The organism is Streptococcus oralis (genome assembly GCF_018448765.2).
In the GTDB taxonomy this organism is placed as follows: Bacteria; Bacillota; Bacilli; order Lactobacillales; family Streptococcaceae; genus Streptococcus; species Streptococcus oralis_BM.
The window spans coordinates 1,095,974-1,115,116 of record NZ_JAHCMC020000001.1 but is presented as its reverse complement, the minus strand read 5'-3'; the positions used below and the strand labels follow the sequence as shown (position 1 = coordinate 1,115,116).

General features: G+C 41.2%; 18 protein-coding genes and 2 tRNA genes. 18 read left to right on the top strand and 2 right to left on the bottom strand.

The genetic code is table 11. The features are described 5' to 3' along the window. Positions 1-51: 51 nt before the first annotated feature. The 14 genes from KIH88_RS05475 (at position 52) to KIH88_RS05410 (ending at position 12,336) form a co-directional block, all read left to right on the top strand. A complete protein-coding gene (locus KIH88_RS05475; protein ID WP_318779489.1) occupies positions 52-1,089 on the top strand; it encodes a branched-chain amino acid aminotransferase in 1,038 nt (345 codons plus the stop codon). 112 nt (positions 1,090-1,201) lie between these two features. Further along, positions 1,202-1,432 (top strand): DUF2969 domain-containing protein, encoded by a 231-nt coding sequence (locus KIH88_RS05470; RefSeq protein ID WP_195216484.1) that lies wholly within the window; start codon positions 1,202-1,204, stop codon positions 1,430-1,432. Positions 1,433-1,481: 49 nt separating this feature from the next. Beyond that, a tRNA-Tyr gene (locus tag KIH88_RS05465) sits at positions 1,482-1,562 on the top strand. Positions 1,563-1,570: 8 nt separating this feature from the next. Next, a tRNA-Gln gene (locus KIH88_RS05460) sits at positions 1,571-1,642 on the top strand. 162 nt (positions 1,643-1,804) lie between these two features. Next, positions 1,805-3,007 carry a 30S ribosomal protein S1 gene (gene rpsA / locus KIH88_RS05455; RefSeq protein ID WP_001001620.1) on the top strand — a complete coding sequence of 401 codons (1,203 nt, stop codon included), beginning with the start codon at positions 1,805-1,807 and terminating at the stop codon, positions 3,005-3,007. Positions 3,008-3,089: 82 nt separating this feature from the next. Further along, positions 3,090-3,587, top strand: a complete 498-nt coding sequence (locus KIH88_RS05450) for a GAF domain-containing protein (RefSeq protein WP_213988010.1) — start codon at positions 3,090-3,092, stop codon at positions 3,585-3,587. Next, positions 3,587-5,245 (top strand): DNA polymerase III subunit gamma/tau, encoded by a 1,659-nt coding sequence (gene dnaX, locus KIH88_RS05445; protein ID WP_213988009.1) that lies wholly within the window; start codon positions 3,587-3,589, stop codon positions 5,243-5,245. The genes KIH88_RS05450 and dnaX overlap by 1 nt, the downstream gene beginning before the upstream one ends. Before the next feature lie 27 nt (positions 5,246-5,272). Continuing rightward, positions 5,273-5,467, top strand: a complete 195-nt coding sequence (locus KIH88_RS05440) for a DUF3272 family protein (protein WP_001081611.1) — start codon at positions 5,273-5,275, stop codon at positions 5,465-5,467. Between the two features lie 152 nt (positions 5,468-5,619). Further along, on the top strand, positions 5,620-6,390 hold the full coding sequence (sufC, locus tag KIH88_RS05435; protein ID WP_000114489.1) for a Fe-S cluster assembly ATPase SufC: 771 nt from the start codon (positions 5,620-5,622) through the stop codon (positions 6,388-6,390). A gap of 27 nt (positions 6,391-6,417) precedes the next feature. Further along, the gene (gene sufD / locus KIH88_RS05430) at positions 6,418-7,680 is read left to right on the top strand and encodes a Fe-S cluster assembly protein SufD (RefSeq protein WP_213988008.1); all 1,263 of its coding nucleotides are present in this window, start codon (positions 6,418-6,420) and stop codon (positions 7,678-7,680) included. 10 nt (positions 7,681-7,690) lie between these two features. Next, complete coding sequence (locus tag KIH88_RS05425) at positions 7,691-8,917, top strand: cysteine desulfurase (protein ID WP_033606353.1); 1,227 nt, start codon at positions 7,691-7,693, stop codon at positions 8,915-8,917. After that, a complete protein-coding gene (sufU, locus tag KIH88_RS05420) occupies positions 8,904-9,344 on the top strand; it encodes a Fe-S cluster assembly sulfur transfer protein SufU (protein WP_033606351.1) in 441 nt (146 codons plus the stop codon). Before KIH88_RS05425 ends, sufU begins: the two co-directional genes overlap by 14 nt. Positions 9,345-9,397: 53 nt before the next feature. Further along, on the top strand, positions 9,398-10,810 hold the full coding sequence (gene sufB, locus KIH88_RS05415; RefSeq protein WP_000797072.1) for a Fe-S cluster assembly protein SufB: 1,413 nt from the start codon (positions 9,398-9,400) through the stop codon (positions 10,808-10,810). Between the two features lie 128 nt (positions 10,811-10,938). Continuing rightward, on the top strand, positions 10,939-12,336 hold the full coding sequence (locus KIH88_RS05410; RefSeq protein ID WP_213988007.1) for an APC family permease: 1,398 nt from the start codon (positions 10,939-10,941) through the stop codon (positions 12,334-12,336). A gap of 21 nt (positions 12,337-12,357) precedes the next feature. Here KIH88_RS05410 and KIH88_RS05405 read toward each other — a convergent pair whose 3' ends face one another. Then, positions 12,358-13,206 carry a YitT family protein gene (locus KIH88_RS05405; RefSeq protein WP_000619960.1) on the bottom strand — a complete coding sequence of 283 codons (849 nt, stop codon included), beginning with the start codon at positions 13,204-13,206 and terminating at the stop codon, positions 12,358-12,360. A gap of 143 nt (positions 13,207-13,349) precedes the next feature. Here KIH88_RS05405 and KIH88_RS05400 point away from each other — a divergent pair, with 143 nt between their 5' ends. Further along, positions 13,350-14,186, top strand: a complete 837-nt coding sequence (locus KIH88_RS05400; RefSeq protein WP_000195448.1) for a DegV family protein — start codon at positions 13,350-13,352, stop codon at positions 14,184-14,186. A gap of 106 nt (positions 14,187-14,292) precedes the next feature. After that, entirely contained in the window at positions 14,293-14,568 is a 276-nt protein-coding gene (locus KIH88_RS05395) for an HU family DNA-binding protein (RefSeq protein WP_001284636.1), read from the top strand. Between the two features lie 124 nt (positions 14,569-14,692). Here KIH88_RS05395 and KIH88_RS05390 read toward each other — a convergent pair whose 3' ends face one another. After that, positions 14,693-15,679, bottom strand: a complete 987-nt coding sequence (locus tag KIH88_RS05390; protein WP_000204722.1) for an L-lactate dehydrogenase — start codon at positions 15,677-15,679, stop codon at positions 14,693-14,695. Between the two features lie 194 nt (positions 15,680-15,873). Between KIH88_RS05390 and gyrA the strand changes: the two genes are divergently transcribed. Together gyrA and KIH88_RS05380 are read left to right on the top strand one after the other, a co-directional pair. Continuing rightward, complete coding sequence (gene gyrA / locus KIH88_RS05385) at positions 15,874-18,342, top strand: DNA gyrase subunit A (RefSeq protein ID WP_033606343.1); 2,469 nt, start codon at positions 15,874-15,876, stop codon at positions 18,340-18,342. Continuing rightward, positions 18,342-19,088: a class A sortase gene (locus tag KIH88_RS05380; protein WP_033606342.1), complete on the top strand. Its 747-nt coding sequence runs from the start codon at positions 18,342-18,344 to the stop codon at positions 19,086-19,088. Before gyrA ends, KIH88_RS05380 begins: the two co-directional genes overlap by 1 nt. Positions 19,089-19,143 lie beyond the last annotated feature (55 nt).

The following is a 19,143-nucleotide window of genomic DNA, read 5'->3' as shown; positions in this document are numbered from 1 at the left end:
ACTTGAAATTTTACTAGAAAAGTGTAGAATAGAACACATAGTTTGAATAGTATAAAGGAGAAACACATGACAGTTGCAATTGATTGGGAAAATCTTGGATTTTCTTATATGAAATTACCTTATCGCTATATCGCTCACTACAAAAATGGTCAATGGGATCAAGGAGAATTGACAGAGGATGCGACCTTGCATATTTCAGAGTCTTCTCCAAGTCTTCACTATGGACAGCAAGCATTTGAGGGATTGAAAGCCTATCGTACGAAGGATGGTAGTATTCAACTTTTCCGTCCTGATGAAAATGCCAAGCGTCTGCAACGTACCTGCGACCGTCTCTTGATGCCTCAAGTTCCAACAGAAATGTTTGTAGAAGCTTGTAAAGCAGTTGCCCGCGCAAATGAAGAATACGTCCCACCATATGGAACAGGTGGAACCCTTTATCTTCGTCCTCTTTTGATTGGTGTCGGAGATATCATCGGGGTAAAACCAGCAGAAGAGTACATTTTCACTATCTTTGCTATGCCAGTTGGAAATTACTTTAAGGGTGGATTGGTTCCAACCAATTTCTTGATTCAGGATGAATACGACCGTGCAGCTCCACATGGTACGGGTGCGGCTAAGGTTGGAGGAAACTATGCTGCGAGTCTTTTGCCAGGGAAGTTGGCCAAATCACGCCATTTCTCAGATGTTATCTACCTAGACCCATCTACACATACAAAGATTGAGGAAGTCGGTTCAGCTAACTTCTTTGGAATCACGGCAGACAATGAATTTGTTACGCCATTGAGTCCATCCATCTTGCCATCTATTACCAAGTACTCTTTGCTTTACTTGGCAGAACACCGCTTGGGCTTAACACCGATTGAAGGTGATGTCCCAATCGATAATTTGGATCGTTTTGTAGAGGCAGGTGCTTGTGGTACAGCAGCGGTCATTTCTCCAATTGGGGGGATCCAACATGGCGATGATTTCCATGTTTTCTATAGTGAAACAGAAGTAGGTCCTGTTACACGTAAACTCTACGATGAATTGACGGGTATCCAATTTGGTGATGTAGAAGCACCAGAGGGATGGATTGTCAAAGTGGATTAAAAGACACGAAGCAAAGAGAAACTCCATAGCAGTTGTAATAGCTGAAATGGAGTTTTTTCTTGCTAGTTTTAGCATTTTCTTGTACAATAGAAAAAGTGAAAAGAGGTAGAGTATGAGTAAAAAAGATAAGAAAATTGAAATTCAATTAGCAGATGCAAAAGTGACTGTTGGAAAAGACAGCTATGAAGGATACGTTTTGACGATTGGGAAAAAGGTCATTGGAGAAATTGCCGAATTAGATAGCCAATTTGCCATCATAAAGAATGGAAATGTCGATAGTTTTTATAAAAAACTTGAAAAAGCTGTGGAAATTTTGATTGAAAACTATAATTTGACAAAATAATACTTGTTTTATTGAAAATTTCATGATATAATAGTTCTCGTTAAACATTGGAGAGATAGCGAAGAGGCTAAACGCGGCGGACTGTAAATCCGCTCCTTCGGGTTCGGGGGTTCGAATCCCTCTCTCTCCATTCATCAATGGGGTATAGCCAAGCGGTAAGGCAAGGGACTTTGACTCCCTCATGCGTTGGTTCGAATCCAGCTACCCCAGTTCTTAGGTAATAAATTCAAGATAAAAAGAAAAATATCTTAGGGTATTTTATTTTTATAATTGAAAGACGTGAACGATATGAACATGTCTTTGCGGGTGCTTAGGAAAAAAATTATAAGTATGTCAAGTTTGGAAAGACTTGATTGTTGGAGGATTTTTTAGATGAACGAATTTGAAGATTTGCTAAATAGCGTTAGCCAAGTTGAGCCTGGTGATGTTGTTAGTGCTGAAGTATTGACAGTTGATGCGACTCAAGCTAACGTTGCAATCTCTGGGACTGGTGTTGAAGGTGTCTTGACTCTTCGCGAATTGACAAACGATCGCGATGCAGATATCAATGACTTTGTGAAAGTAGGAGAAGTATTGGATGTTCTTGTACTTCGTCAAGTAGTTGGTAAAGATACTGATACAGTTACATACCTTGTATCTAAAAAACGCCTTGAAGCTCGCAAAGCATGGGACAAACTTGTAGGACGCGAAGAAGAAGTTGTTACTGTTAAAGGAACTCGTGCCGTTAAAGGTGGACTTTCAGTAGAATTTGAAGGTGTTCGTGGATTTATCCCAGCTTCAATGTTGGATACTCGTTTCGTACGTAACACTGAGCGTTTCGTAGGTCAAGAATTTGATGCTAAAATCAAAGAAGTTGACCCTAAAGAAAATCGCTTCATCCTTTCACGTCGTGAAGTTGTTGAAGCAGCTACTGCAGCAGCTCGTGCTGAAGTATTCAGTAAATTAGCTGTTGGTGATGTCGTAACTGGTAAAGTTGCTCGTATCACTAGTTTTGGTGCTTTCATCGACCTTGGTGGTGTTGACGGATTGGTTCACTTGACTGAATTGTCACACGAACGTAACGTATCACCTAAATCAGTTGTAACTGTTGGTGAAGAAATCGAAGTTAAAGTCCTTGATCTTAATGAAGAAGAAGGACGCGTATCACTTTCACTTAAAGCAACAACACCTGGACCATGGGATGGCGTTGAGCAAAAATTGGCTAAAGGTGATGTAGTAGAAGGAACAGTTAAACGTTTGACTGACTTCGGTGCATTTGTTGAGGTATTGCCAGGTATCGATGGACTTGTTCACGTATCACAAATTTCACACAAACGTATCGAAAATCCAAAAGAAGCTCTTACTGTTGGTCAAGAAGTTACTGTTAAAGTCCTTGATGTTAACGCTGACGCAGAACGTGTATCACTTTCTATCAAAGCTCTTGAAGAACGTCCAGCTCAAGAAGAAGGACAAAAAGAAGAAAAACGTGCTGCTCGTCCACGTCGTCCAAAACGTCAAGAAAAACGTGATTTCGAACTTCCAGAAACACAAACAGGATTCTCAATGGCTGACTTGTTCGGTGATATCGAACTTTAATCAAATTGATAATCACAAAATCCTTTGTTTAAAACAAGGGATTTTTCTTTTGTCTCTTTCTCATTTTTGATATAATAGTTCTATGTTAGATTCAGAAAAACAATCACAATATCAATTGTTAAATGAGGAACTCTCTTATTTGCTTGAAGGTGAGAGCAATGTTCTTGCCAATCTTTCGAATGCTAGTGCCCTCCTAAAATCTCGCTTTCCCAATACTGTATTTGCAGGATTTTATCTGTTTGATGGTAGCGAGTTGGTTTTAGGGCCTTTTCAGGGTGGTGTTTCTTGTATTCGCATTCCGCTTGGGAAAGGCGTGTGTGGAGAAGCTGCTGAGTTTCAAGAGACTGTCTTAGTTGGCGATGTGAGCACCTATCCAAACTACATTTCTTGTGATAGTATGGCCAAGAGTGAGATTGTGGTTCCCATGCTCAAGAATGGTCAATTGCTGGGTGTCTTAGACTTGGATTCTTCACTTATTGATGATTATAATACCATTGACCGCGATTACTTGGAACAATTTGTCGCTATTTTGCTTGAGAAGACAGAATGGGACTTTACGATGTTTGAGGAGAAAGCCTAATGTATCAAGCACTTTATCGAAAATATAGAAGCCAAACTTTTTCACAATTGGTCGGACAAGAAGTTGTGGCTAAAACCCTAAAACAAGCGGTTGAGCAGGAAAAGATTAGTCATGCCTATCTTTTCTCAGGCCCTCGTGGGACTGGGAAGACCAGTGTGGCTAAGATTTTTGCCAAGGCTATGAACTGTCCGAACCAAGTGGACGGAGAACCGTGTAATAACTGCTATATCTGTCAGGCTGTGACAGAAGGTAGCTTAGAAGATGTTATCGAAATGGATGCAGCTTCGAATAACGGAGTTGATGAAATCCGAGAAATTCGTGATAAATCTACCTATGCACCTAGTTTGGCACGTTATAAGGTCTATATCATAGACGAGGTTCATATGCTATCTACAGGAGCTTTTAATGCGCTTTTGAAGACGCTAGAAGAACCAACTCAAAATGTTGTCTTTATCTTGGCGACCACCGAATTGCACAAGATTCCAGCAACTATTTTATCGCGTGTCCAACGTTTTGAGTTTAAGTCGATTCGAACGCAAGATATTACGGCACATATTCATCATATTTTAGAAAAAGAAAATATCAGTTCTGAACCAGAGGCTGTGGAAATCATTGCTAGACGAGCTGAAGGTGGGATGCGGGATGCCTTGTCTATTCTGGACCAAGCCTTGAGTTTGACTCAAGGGAATGCTTTAACTACAGCTATCTCTGAGGAGATTACAGGCACCATTAGTCTATCAGCACTTGATGACTATGTAGCTGCCTTGTCTCAGCAGGATGTTTCAAAAGCTCTTGATTCTTTGAATCTTTTGTTTGAAAATGGCAAGAGCATGACTCGTTTTGTGACGGATCTCTTGCAGTATTTACGTGATTTACTGGTTGTTCAGACAGGTGGCGAAAATACTCATCACAGTCCAGCTTTTATGGACAATCTAGCTCTTTCTCAGGAAAGTCTCTTTGAAATGATTCGAATAGCGACTGTGAGCTTGGCGGATATGAAAGCAAGCCTACAACCTAAGATTTATGCTGAGATGATGACCATTCGTTTAGCGGAGATTAAGCCTGAACCAGTGCTTTCAGGAGCTGTCGAAAGTGAAATCTCTGCACTGAGACAGGAAGTAGTTCGTCTCAAGCAAGAACTTGCTAATGTTGGAACAGCTCCTAAACAAGTGGTGCCAGTCCCTAGCCGTCCAACCACTTCCAAGACAGTCTATCGAGTAGACCGTAATAAAGTTCAGGCTATCCTACAAGAAGCTGTTGAAAATCCTGATTTGGCACGGCAAAACTTGATTCGCCTCCAGAATGCATGGGGAGAAGTAATCGAAAGCTTAGCTGGTCCTGATAAGGCTCTGCTTGTTGGTTCTCAGCCAGTTGCGGCAAACGAACACCATGCTATTTTAGCTTTTGAGTCTAATTTCAATGCTGGGCAAACCATGAAACGGGATAATCTTAACACCATGTTTGGCAACATCCTCAGTCAGGCAGCAGGTTTTTCACCTGAGATTTTAGCCATTTCCATGGAGGAATGGAAAGAGGTTCGAGCAGCATTTTCAGCTAAAAACAAGTCTTCTCAAACCAATCAAGAGGTGGAAGAAGAGAGTTTGATTCCAGAAGGATTTGAATTTTTGGCTGATAAAGTGAAGGTAGAGGAAGACTAAAGAAAGATTTCATGATACAATAAGTTTATGAATAGACAACAATTTATTATGATAGCGTTATTTACGGCTGCTGAGACTTATTTTTTCAATGAAGCTTGGATGACGGGTCGTTATTTCATGGCAGCCTTTTGGGCCATTCTACTCTTTCGAAATTTTAGGTTAAGTTACGTGATGGGAAAAATTGTAGACACCATTGATCAGCACCTAAATCGCAAGGACTAGCTCCAAGCTTCTAGACAAAATCAAAGCCTTTTAGGCTTTTTTTTGTTATACTAGTAGAGTATATTTATGGACCTTTTCTTGTATTTTGTAGAGAAATGTAAGTGATTTCTTTAAGGATAAAGGAAGTAGGCCAGAAAAAGAAAGGAAATATCATGTCAGTATTAGAGATCAAAGATCTTCACGTTGAGATTGAAGGAAAAGAAATTTTGAAAGGGGTCAATCTGACTCTGAAAACAGGAGAAATCGCAGCTATCATGGGACCAAATGGTACTGGTAAATCGACTCTTTCTGCAGCTATCATGGGAAATCCAAACTATGAGGTTACCAAAGGGGAGGTATTGTTTGATGGTGTAAACATCCTTGAGTTGGAAGTGGACGAGCGTGCGCGTATGGGACTTTTCCTGGCTATGCAATACCCATCTGAAATTCCTGGAATTACCAATGCTGAATTTCTTCGTGCAGCTATGAATGCTGGTAAAGAAGATGATGAAAAGATTTCAGTTCGTGAGTTCATCACTAAACTAGACGAGAAAATGGAATTGCTCAACATGAAAGAAGAAATGGCAGAGCGTTACCTCAACGAAGGTTTCTCTGGTGGTGAGAAAAAACGTAATGAAATTCTTCAACTCTTGATGTTGGAACCAACTTTTGCCCTTTTAGATGAGATTGACTCAGGTCTTGATATTGACGCCCTTAAAGTCGTATCGAAAGGTGTCAATGCTATGCGCGGCGAAGGCTTTGGTGCTATGATCATCACTCACTACCAACGTCTCTTGAACTACATCACACCAGACGTGGTACACGTGATGATGGAAGGTCGTGTGGTCCTTTCTGGTGGTCCAGAATTGGCTGCCCGTTTGGAACGTGAAGGATACGCAAAACTAGCTGAAGAACTTGGCTACGACTACAAGGAAGAATTGTAATTCCCTCGTATCTTTTAGGAGAAGTAAATGACTAAAGAAACTATTAAACTTTTTTCAGAAATGCACGCTGAACCAAGCTGGTTGGCTGACCTCCGTCAAAAAGCTTTTGATAAGATTGAGAGTTTGGAATTACCAGTCATTGAGCGTGTCAAATTTCACCGTTGGAATCTGGGGGATGGAACCATTACAGAAAGTGAACCATCAGCAAATGTTCCGGATTTCACAGCTCTAGACAATCACTTGAAATTGGTTCAAGTAGGAACCCAAACTGTTTTTGAACAAATTCCAGTTGAATTGGCTGAACAAGGGGTAGTCTTTACAGACTTCCACTCAGCTTTAGAAGAAATTCCAGAGCTTATCGAGGAATTCTTCATGTCGTCTGTAAAATATGACGATGACAAGTTGGCAGCTTACCATACAGCTTACTTTAACAGTGGTGCTGTTCTCTATATTCCTGATAATGTTGAGATTAAAGAGCCAATCGAAGGGATTTTCTACCAAGACAGCGATAGCGATGTGCCATTTAACAAGCATATCCTTATCATTGCTGGTAAAAACTCTAAGATTAGTTACCTAGAACGTCTAGAGTCACGAGGTGGAGGTAGTGCAAAAGCAACTGCCAATATTACTGTAGAAGTGATTGCTCGTTCTGGTGCGCAAGTGAAATTTGCTGCTATTGACCGTTTAGGTGAAAATGTCACTGCCTACATTAGCCGTCGTGGTAAACTTGGCAACGATGCAAGCATTGACTGGGCAATCGGTGTCATGAACGAGGGAAATGTCGTTGCGGACTTTGATAGCGACTTGATTGGGAATGGTAGCCATGCTGATCTTAAGGTTGTCGCCTTATCAAGTGGCCGTCAGATTCAAGGGATTGATACTCGAGTGACTAACTACGGATGTAACTCAATCGGAAATATCCTCCAACATGGGGTTATCCTTGAAAAAGCAACTTTAACTTTCAACGGTATCGGCCACATTATCAAGGGTGCCAAGGGAGCAGATGCCCAACAAGAAAGTCGTGTTCTCATGCTTTCAGACCAAGCGCGTTCAGATGCTAATCCAATTCTTTTGATTGATGAAAATGACGTAACTGCTGGTCACGCGGCTTCTATCGGGCAAGTAGATCCAGAAGACATGTACTATCTCATGAGTCGTGGCTTGGACAAGGCAACTGCAGAACGTTTAGTTGTCCGCGGTTTCCTTGGATCCGTTATCGTTGAGATTCCAGTCAAAGAAGTTCGCGATGAAATGATTGCAACTATCGAAGAAAAATTGTCAAAACGCTAAGGGGAAGCCTATGTTAGATGTAGAAGCGATTCGCAAGGATTTTCCAATTTTAGACCAGATTGTTAATGATGAACCGTTGGTCTATCTGGACAATGCTGCGACGACACAAAAACCACTAGCAGTACTGGAAACAATCAACCGCTACTATGAGCATGATAATGCCAATGTTCACCGTGGTGTTCATACCTTAGCGGAACGGGCAACAGCTTCTTATGAAGCTGCTCGTGAAACTATTCGTAAGTTTATCAATGCAAGCTCTACAAAGGAAGTTCTCTTCACCAGAGGAACGACAACCAGTCTTAACTGGGTAGCACGTTATGCTGAAGAAGTGTTGACTGAGGGAGATCAGGTCTTGATTTCCGTCATGGAACACCATTCCAATATCATTCCTTGGCAGGAGGCCTGCCGCAAGACTGGAGCGGAGCTCGTCTATGTTTATCTCAAGGACGGATCTCTGGATATGGCTGACTTGCAGGTGAAATTAACTGACAAGGTCAAATTTGTTTCACTAGCTCACGCCTCCAATGTTCTGGGTGTGGTCAATCCTATTAAAGAAATCACGCAAATGGCTCACCAAGTTGGAGCCATCATGGTGGTGGATGGTGCTCAGTCTACGCCTCATATGAAGATTGATGTACAGGACTTGGATGTGGACTTCTTTGCCTTTTCAGGTCATAAGATGGCTGGTCCAACTGGTATTGGTGTTCTTTACGGTAAAGAAAAATATCTCAATCAAATGTCACCAGTAGAATTTGGTGGCGAAATGATTGATTTCGTTTATGAGCAATCTGCTAGTTGGAAGGAATTGCCTTGGAAATTCGAGGCTGGAACTCCAAATATGGCAGGTGCTATCGGACTTGCTGCTGCAGTGGATTACCTAGAAAAGATTGGTATGGATGCTATTGAAGCTCATGAACAAGAACTAATTGCATATGTCTATCCAAAACTGCAGGCAATTGAAGGACTGACTATTTATGGTTCACAAGACTTGGCGCAACGATCGGGTGTTATTGCCTTTAATCTAGGCGAACTCCATCCTCACGATCTTGCGACTGCTTTGGATTATGAAGGAGTAGCCGTTCGTGCGGGTCACCACTGTGCCCAACCCTTGCTCCAGTATTTAGAAGTCCCAGCAACAGCTCGTGCAAGTTTTTATATCTACAACACCAAGGCAGATTGCGACAAGTTGGTCGATGCCTTACAAAAGACAAAGGAGTTTTTCAATGGCACTTTCTAAACTAGATAGCCTTTATATGGCAGTGGTAGCGGACCATTCGAAAAATCCCCATCACCAAGGAAAGTTAGAAGACGCTGAGCAAATCAGTCTCAATAATCCAACCTGTGGGGATGTCATCAACCTCTCTGTCAAGTTTGACGCAGAGGACCGTTTGGAGGATATCGCTTTTCTAAACTCGGGTTGTACCATCTCAACTGCCTCTGCTAGTATGATGACAGATGCCGTTTTAGGAAAAACCAAACAAGAAATTTTAGAACTTGCGACTATTTTTTCTGAAATGGTTCAAGGGCAAAAAGATGAGCGTCAAGACCAACTTGGAGACGCGGCTTTCTTATCAGGTGTTGCCAAATTCCCTCAACGAATCAAGTGTGCAACCCTAGCTTGGAACGCTCTTAAGAAGACAATTGAAAATCAAGATAACAGATAAGACAAGTTTCTTTTGTCTTATAAATCATTAGAAATGAAGAAAGAAAGGATATTATGGCTGAAGAAAGAGTAGAACCAAAACCAATTGACCTTGGTGAATATAAATTTGGTTTCCATGATGATGTAGAGCCTGTCCTATCGACAGGAAAAGGACTCAACGAAGGTGTTATTCGTGAATTATCTGCTGCCAAGGGTGAGCCTGAGTGGATGTTGGAGTTCCGTTTGAAGTCTTATGAAACCTTCAAGAAAATGCCCATGCAAACTTGGGGAGCAGACTTGTCAGAGATTGACTTTGATGATTTGATCTACTACCAAAAACCATCTGATAAACCTGTCCGTTCTTGGGATGAGGTTCCTGAAAAAATCAAAGAAACCTTTGAACGTATCGGAATTCCAGAAGCTGAGCGTGCCTATCTAGCAGGAGCCTCTGCACAGTACGAGTCAGAAGTGGTATACCACAACATGAAGGAAGAGTTCGAGAAGTTAGGCATTATCTTTACAGATACGGATTCTGCCCTCAAGGAATACCCAGATTTGTTTAAACAATACTTTGCCAAGTTGGTACCACCGACTGATAACAAGTTGGCAGCCCTCAACTCGGCAGTATGGTCGGGTGGAACTTTTATCTACGTACCAAAAGGAGTCAAGGTAGATATTCCACTTCAAACATACTTCCGTATCAACAACGAAAATACTGGTCAATTTGAACGTACGTTGATTATTGTTGATGAGGGAGCAAGTGTCCACTACGTAGAAGGATGTACTGCGCCAACATATTCAAGCAACAGCTTGCATGCTGCTATTGTAGAAATCTTTGCCTTGGACGGAGCTTATATGCGCTATACGACTATCCAAAACTGGTCTGACAACGTCTATAACTTGGTAACGAAACGTGCCAAAGCTTTGAAAGATGCGACTGTTGAGTGGATTGATGGTAACTTGGGTGCCAAAACAACCATGAAATACCCATCTGTTTACCTAGATGGAGAAGGGGCGCGTGGTACCATGCTTTCAATTGCCTTTGCTAATGCTGGGCAACACCAAGATACGGGTGCCAAGATGATCCACAATGCTCCACACACAAGCTCGTCTATCGTGTCTAAATCCATCGCTAAAGGTGGAGGAAAGGTGGACTACCGTGGACAAGTAACCTTCAACAAGAACTCGAAGAAATCTGTTTCTCACATCGAGTGTGATACCATTATCATGGATGACTTATCAGCGTCAGATACCATTCCATTTAATGAAATCCACAACTCGCAAGTTGCATTGGAGCACGAAGCCAAGGTATCTAAGATTTCAGAGGAACAACTCTATTACCTCATGAGCCGTGGATTGTCAGAATCTGAGGCAACCGAGATGATTGTCATGGGATTTGTAGAACCCTTCACAAAAGAACTTCCAATGGAATACGCGGTTGAGCTTAACCGCTTGATTAGCTATGAAATGGAAGGTTCAGTCGGATAAGAAAGAGTATGCAAAATCTGAACAGGAACTCTTCCTGTTCAGATTTTTTTCAAAAAGAACCTAATAAATATTCACAAAAATGCTTTTATATGGTAAAATAAAACAATTACATTTAGTGGAGATGGAGTATGAATATTTTTAGAACCAAGGATGTTAGTCTGAGACAGACAGAGATGCGTCGCCATTTGAAATTGTGGGATTTGATTCTATTGGGAATCGGTGCCATGGTAGGGACGGGGATTTTCACCATTACAGGAACAGCGGCGGCTACTCTAGCTGGTCCCTCACTAGTGATTTCCATTGTGATTTCTGCCTTATGTGTTTCTTTATCAGCTCTCTTTTTTGCAGAATTTGCCTCTCGTGTACCTGCAACTGGAGGTGCTTATAGTTATCTCTATGCGATTTTAGGAGAATTGCCAGCCTGGATTGCTGGCTGGTTGACCATCATGGAATTCATGACAGCTGTATCCGGTGTGGCATCTGGCTGGGCAGCTTACTTTAAGGGCTTACTCAGTGATTATGGTATCTCCATGCCCCAAGCCTTAAATGGCACCTTCAACCCTGAACAAGGGACCTATATCGACCTTCTACCTATTTTGGTGCTGACCTTGGTAACAGGATTGGTTTTATTAAATTCCAAGGCAGCCTTACGCTTTAATTCGCTTCTAGTAATCTTGAAATTCTCTGCTCTAGCCTTATTTATCCTAGTTGGTATTTGGTACATCAAACCTGAAAATTGGTCGAATTTTGCTCCTTTTGGCTTTGGCCAGATTTATGGAGGAAGCACTGGGATTATGGCAGGTGCATCTTTGATGTTTTTTGGGTTTCTCGGATTTGAGTCTATTTCCATGGCAGTTGATGAAATCCAAAGCCCGCAAAAAAATATTCCTCGTGGAATTGTACTTTCTCTGACAATCGTCACCATTCTCTATGCCTTGGTAACCTTAGTATTGACAGGGATTGTTCACTACAGTAAGCTCAATGTGGACGATGCAGTAGCATTTTCATTACGGAGTATTGGTATCGACTGGGCAGCAAATTATGTTTCGCTTGTAGCCATTCTAACCCTGATAACGGTATGTATTTCCATGACTTATGCTTTGTCTCGAATGATATATAGCTTAGCACGTGATGGACTTTTACCTCAAAGTTTCAAACAACTAAGCAAGACCAGTCGCGTTCCTAAAAATGCGACCCTCTTAACAGGAGTTGTTTCAGCCCTTGCTGCCGGAGTGTTTCCTCTAGCCAGTATTGCAGCCTTCCTAAATATCTGTACGCTAGCTTATCTCATTTTACTAGCCTACGGAATAATAAAACTCAGAAAAGATAAGGGTATGCCCCAAAAAGGAGAGTTTAAAACTCCTTTGGTGCCACTTTTGCCAATCTTTTCCATCCTTATCTGTGTTTCCTTTATGCTTCAATATAGTCTAGATACCTGGATTGCCTTTGGCATTGCTCTTGTAGTTGGTCTAGTCATCTACTTTACTTATGGTTATCATCATTCAACCCTCATAGAAGAAAAATAAAAGCTGGGAAATCCCAGCTTTTTAATCTTTCACATAAGTAAAGCCTTCACCCAGAATTTCATGGGCTTCTGTGATGGTGATAAAGGCCTGAGGATCGACTTGGTGAATCATGTCCTTCATTTTGACGATCTCGTTCCGACCGACGATACAGTAAATAATTTTTAAATCTTTCTTACTGTAATAACCTTGACCAGATATAAAGGTCACACCACGGCCAAGCTCCTCATTAATCTTATCAGCCAGTTGGTCAGGATATTGAGTAATGATGATAAATCCTTTGCCAGCGTAACCTCCTTCACCGATCAGGTCAATAACGCGAGCGATGATGAAGTCAAACAAGAGAGTATAGGTCACAAGACGGAGATCTTGGAAAATAAGCAGAATTAACATTAAAATGAAAAAGTCAATTCCAAAAAGCAATTTCCCAATCGAAAGATTGGTGTATTTGTTAAGGATGCGGGCAACGATATCAGAGCCACCAGTGGTCCCACCAGCATTAAAGATAATTCCTAAACCAACTCCCAGTAAAACCCCTGAGACTAAAGCAACGATGATGAGGTCCCCTTGTAAGTCAAATTGCAAGGGGATACGCTCAAAGATTGCGAGCCAAATAGAGAGAGAAATAGAACCCAGAAGGCTGGAGTAGAGGGTCTTGGGACCAAATATCTTCCAAGCCAAAATAAATAAAGGAATGTTGATTAAGAGATTCATCAATGAGACAGGGATTTTAAAAAGATAGTAGGTAATCAAGGTGATACCTGTCGCCCCTCCTTCAAATAGATGATAAGGAACAACAAAGTAGGTGAGACCAAAGGCATAGATAGCTGCTCCAAATATAATTGTAATAATCGGTTGGACTTTTCGAATCATAGCTGTTCCTCGCTTTTCTATAGATAGATTATACCAAAAATTCAGTTGTTTTAATTGGATTACTTATGATTTTTTATCATTTTTTTGATATAATAAGAGTGAAAAATCCCAATCCTATTGAGAAGAATAGAAAGATTGAACTTATGACACAAGTAAAAATTGTAACGGACTCTTCTGTTACTATCGAACCAGAAGTAGTTAAAGAATTAAATATCACTATTGTCCCCTTATCAGTTATGATTGATGGCGTACTCTACTCAGATGCTGATCTAAAAGAGGGGGAATTCCTTCATCTCATGCAACAAAGCAAGAATCTCCCTAAAACGAGCCAACCTCCAGTAGGAGTGTTTGCTGAAGTCTTTGAAGAGCTGGGAAAAGATGGCAGTCAGGTTGTTGCTATTCATATGTCTCATGCCTTGTCTGGAACGGTTGAAGCTGCTCGCCAAGGCGCAAGTCTCTCAAGTTCTGATGTGACTGTTATTGATAGTTCCTTCACAGATCAGGCTATGAAGTTTCAAGTTGTTGAAGCTGCAAAACTTGCTAAAGAGGGTAAAGATTTAGAAACTATTCTAGCACATATAGAAGAAGTGAAGAATCACACAGAGCTTTATATCGGTGTTTCGACTCTAGAAAACCTAGTGAAAGGTGGGCGTATTGGACGTGTAACGGGACTATTAAGCTCACTATTAAATATTCGTGTAGTGATGCAGATGAAAAACCACGAACTCCAACCAATCGTCAAAGGACGTGGTGCGAAAACTTTCAAAAAATGGCTTGAAGAGTTAACGGTGGCCCTTACTCATAAATCTGTTGCAGAAATTGGAATTTCCTATGCTGGAACGAATGAATGGGCAAATGAGATGAAGAGTTCATTGCAAGCCTATGTTGAGAAACCAATCTCTGTACTGGAAACTGGCTCTATTATTCAAACTCATACTGGAGAGAATGCTTGGGCAATTCTAATCCGCTATAATTCCTAAAAAAATAGAGAAAAATGTTTGAAATGGCGTTTTTGACTTGACCTATGGGCAATTTTAGGATATGATTATATTTGTTAATCAGAAATTATTTGGAGGATTTGTTAACATGGCAAACAAACAAGATTTGATCGCTAAAGTAGCAGAAGCTACAGAATTGACTAAGAAAGATTCAGCAGCAGCAGTTGACGCTGTATTTGCAGCAGTAACTGAATACCTTGCAGCTGGTGAAAAAGTTCAATTGATCGGTTTCGGTAACTTTGAAGTTCGTGAGCGTGCTGCACGTAAAGGTCGCAACCCACAAACTGGTAAAGAAATCAAAATCGCAGCTTCTAAAGTTCCAGCATTCAAAGCTGGTAAAGCTCTTAAAGACGCTGTTAAATAATGAATTTAGAAAAAGCCTATTGTATCAAGCTTCATTGCTTGGTCGATAGGCTTTTTTTTTGTTGCTTTGGGGTACTTTTGGGGCAAAAAGAAAAAGGTTCCCATGTATGAGAACCTTCTTTTCATTAGTTTTTAGAAGCAGCTTGGAATTCAGGGTTTTTCCATGCTTCATCAATGATAGCTTGCAATTCTTTAGCAGATGCTTGCATTTTTTGAGTTTCTGCGTCGTTCAATGGGATGTTTACTGGACGAACGATACCGTGTGCACCAACAACAGCTGGTTGACCGATAAAGACATTCTTAACACCGTATTGACCTTCTTGGAAGACTGAAAGTGGAAGCACTGCATTTTCGTCATCAAGGATTGCTTTTGTGATACGAGCAAGTGCTACTGCGATACCGTAGTATGTAGCTCCTTTTTTGTTAATGATTGTGTAAGCAGCGTCACGAACACCTTCGAACAATTCAATCAATTCAGCTTCTTGAACGTTTTGAGTATCTTTAAGGAATTCTTCTAGGTTTACACCAGCGATGTTAGCGTGTGACCAAACAGCAAATTCAGAATCTCCGTGTTCACCCATGATGTAGGCGTGAACGGAACGAGCATCAACATCCAATTTTTCAGCAAGTGCTTGACGGAAACGTGCTGAGTCAAGTGAAGTACCTGAACCGATAACACGTTCTTTAGGGAATCCAGAGAATTTCCAAGTTGAGTAAGTCAAAACGTCAACTGGGTTAGCTGCAACAAGGAAGATACCATCGAAACCTGATTCAACAACTTGTGTTACGATTGATTTGTTGATAGCCAAGTTTTTACCTACAAGGTCAAGACGAGTTTCACCTGGTTTTTGAGGAGCACCTGCAGTGATAACAACAAGATCAGCGTCTGCACAGTCAGAGTATTGAGCAGCGTAGATTTTTTTAGGTGAAGTGAAGGCAAGGGCGTGGCTAAGGTCAAGCGCATCACCAACAGCTTTTTCGTGTAATTGTGGAATTTCGATAATTCCAAGCTCTTGTGCAATTCCTTGGTTAACAAGTGCAAAAGCGTAAGATGAACCTACGGCACCGTCACCAACAAGGATCACTTTTTTGTGTTGTTTAGTTGAAGTCATTATCTAAACATCTCCTTCATTTTTTTTTAGGGGAATCCCCAGACACTTTCATTCTATCACTTTTAAAAAACTTTGTCACGAATATTCTATTCGGTTATCGATGTAAACGTTTTAGTGGTTTTCAAAGACTGAAATGAAGGACAAATTATGGTATAATATATCTAATTACTAATAGTGAAATGAGGCATTTATGAATGCAGGATAGAAATTTAGTGAATGTCAATCTGACAAAGGAGATGAAGACCAGCTTTATCGACTACGCCATGAGCGTTATCGTCGCGCGGGCCCTTCCTGATGTTCGAGATGGCTTAAAACCTGTTCACCGTCGTATTCTTTACGGAATGAATGAACTAGGTGTTACACCAGACAAACCTCATAAAAAATCAGCCCGTATTACAGGGGATGTTATGGGTAAATACCACCCACACGGTGATTCCTCAATTTACGAAGCCATGGTTCGTATGGCTCAATGGTGGAGCTACCGTTACATGCTTGTTGATGGGCATGGAAACTTTGGTTCTATGGACGGGGACGGTGCTGCCGCGCAGAGGTACACTGAGGCACGTATGAGCAAGATTGCTCTGGAAATGCTTCGTGATATCAATAAAAACACCGTTGATTTCGTAGATAACTACGATGCTAACGAACGTGAACCCTTGGTTTTGCCAGCTCGTTTTCCAAACCTTTTGGTCAATGGAGCAACGGGTATCGCCGTTGGGATGGCAACCAATATTCCACCTCACAACTTGGGTGAAACCATTGATGCAGTGAAGTTGGTTATGGACAATCCTGAAGTGACGACTAAGGACTTGATGGAAGTCTTGCCTGGCCCAGATTTTCCAACTGGTGCTCTTGTTATGGGGAAATCAGGGATCCACAAAGCTTATGAGACTGGGAAAGGTTCGATTGTTCTTCGTTCTCGTACAGAGATTGAAACCACTAAGACGGGTCGTGAGCGCATCGTTGTAACGGAATTCCCTTATATGGTTAACAAAACCAAGGTGCATGAGCATATTGTTCGCTTGGTTCAGGAAAAACGAATTGAGGGCATTACAGCCGTACGTGATGAGTCCAACCGTGAAGGCGTTCGCTTTGTAATCGAGGTTAAACGCGACGCGTCTGCCAACGTTATCCTTAACAATCTTTTCAAGATGACCCAGATGCAAACCAACTTTGGTTTCAATATGCTTGCTATTCAAAATGGCGTACCAAAAATCTTATCTCTTCGCCAAATTTTGGATGCTTATATTGAACACCAAAAAGAAGTGGTTGTTCGTCGTACTCGTTTTGACAAGGAAAAGGCAGAAGCGCGTGCGCACATCTTAGAAGGCCTTTTAATCGCGCTAGACCATATCGACGAAGTGATCCGTATCATCCGTGCTAGTGAAACGGATGCGGAAGCACAAGCTGAGTTGATGAGCAAGTTTAAGCTTTCTGAACGTCAAAGTCAGGCCATCCTTGATATGCGTCTTCGTCGTTTGACAGGATTGGAACGCGATAAGATTCAGTCTGAATATGATGACTTGATTGCCTTGATTGCAGACCTAACCGATATTCTTGCTAAACCAGAACGCGTAGTGCAAATCATAAAAGATGAATTAGATGAAGTAAAACGTAAATTTGGTGACAAACGTCGTACCGAGTTGATGGTTGGAGAAGTCTTAACCCTTGAAGATGAAGACTTGATTGAGGAGTCAGATGTCTTAATCACTCTTTCTAACAAGGGCTATATCAAACGTTTGGACCAAGGTGAATTTACTGCTCAAAAACGTGGTGGTCGTGGAGTCCAAGGTACAGGAGTTAAGGATGATGACTTTGTGCGTGAGTTGGTTTCAACCAGCACCCATGATCACTTGCTCTTCTTTACCAATAAAGGTCGCGTATACCGACTAAAAGGTTATGAAATTCCTGAATACGGTCGCACGGCTAAGGGATTGCCGGTTGTCAATCTTTTGAAGCTGGATGAAGGGGAGAGCATACAAACCATCATTAATGTTAAATCTGAACGTAGTGATGACGCTTATCTCTTCTTTACAACTCGTCACGGTGTCGTGAAGAGAACCAGTGTCAAAGAATTTGCTAACATTCGTCAAAATGGACTTAAGGCCTTGAATCTCAAGGATGAAGATGAACTGATTAATGTCTTGCTGACAGAAGAAGATACAGATATCATCATTGGTACCAAATTTGGTTATGCCGTTCGCTTTAATCAATCAGCCGTTCGTGGTATGAGCCGTATCGCGACAGGTGTCCGAGGTGTTAACCTTCGTGATGGAGACACTGTAGTTGGTGCTAGTGTCATCACTGACCAGGACGAGGTCCTTATCATCACTGAAAAAGGGTATGGTAAACGTACTCTTGCAACTGAATATCCAACAAAAGGTCGTGGTGGTAAAGGAATGAAGACAGCCAATGTTGCTGAGAAAAATGGCCCTCTTGCAGGTCTCCTCACTGTTAAAGGAGATGAAGACCTGATGATTATCACGGATACAGGTGTTATGATTCGAACAAATGTTGCCAATATTTCACAAACAGGACGCTCAACTATGGGAGTTAAGGTGATGCGTCTAGACCAAGATGCCAAGATTGTGACCTTTACAACGGTTGATGCGGTAGAAAAAGAAGAAGTTGGGACTGAAAACGAAACAGAAGGTAAAGCATAATGTCTCATAAAAAAACGAAAAGTAAGAAGAATAAGCGTAGGAATCTATTTCTCAATATTTTAGCGGTTTTCTTAATTCTTTTATCCTTAGCTTTGATTTTTAATTCAAAGATTCGAGATCTCTTTATGGTATGGAATACCAATAAATACCAAGTCAATCAGGTTACTAAAGAAAATATAGATGAAAATCTCAAAACAGAAGGAAATTTTGATTTTGATTCGGTTAAATCTATCTCATCTGAAGCAGTTCTAGCCGCTCAGTGGGACGCTCAGAAGCTTCCTGTTATTGGAGGAATTGCTATTCCCGAAGTGGAGATTAACCTTCCTATTTTCAAAGGGTTGGATAATGTAAACTTGTTCTACGGAGCAGGGACCATGAAACCAGACCAAAAAATGGGAGAGGGCAACTATTCTCTAGCGAGTCACCATATCTTTACTGCTGAAAATGCCAGTCAAATGCTCTTCTCACCTTTAGTTAACGCTAAAGCGGGTATGAAAATTTACCTGACCGATAAGGATAAGGTTTATACTTATGAGATTACGGAAGTTAAACACGTTACTCCGGACCGAGTAGATGAAATCGAAGATCGTGAAGGAGTTAAGGAGATTACGCTGGTAACTTGTGTGGACTATAATGCGACAGAGCGGATTATTGTTAAAGGTGATTTTAAAGAAGTTAAAGCTTATTCTGAAACATCTGATGATATCCTAAGCGCCTTTAATAAGCCATATAGACAACGTTATTAACCTCAAAAACCAGTGAAGAAGCAATTTCACTGGTTTTTTGTCAAATTGAGACATC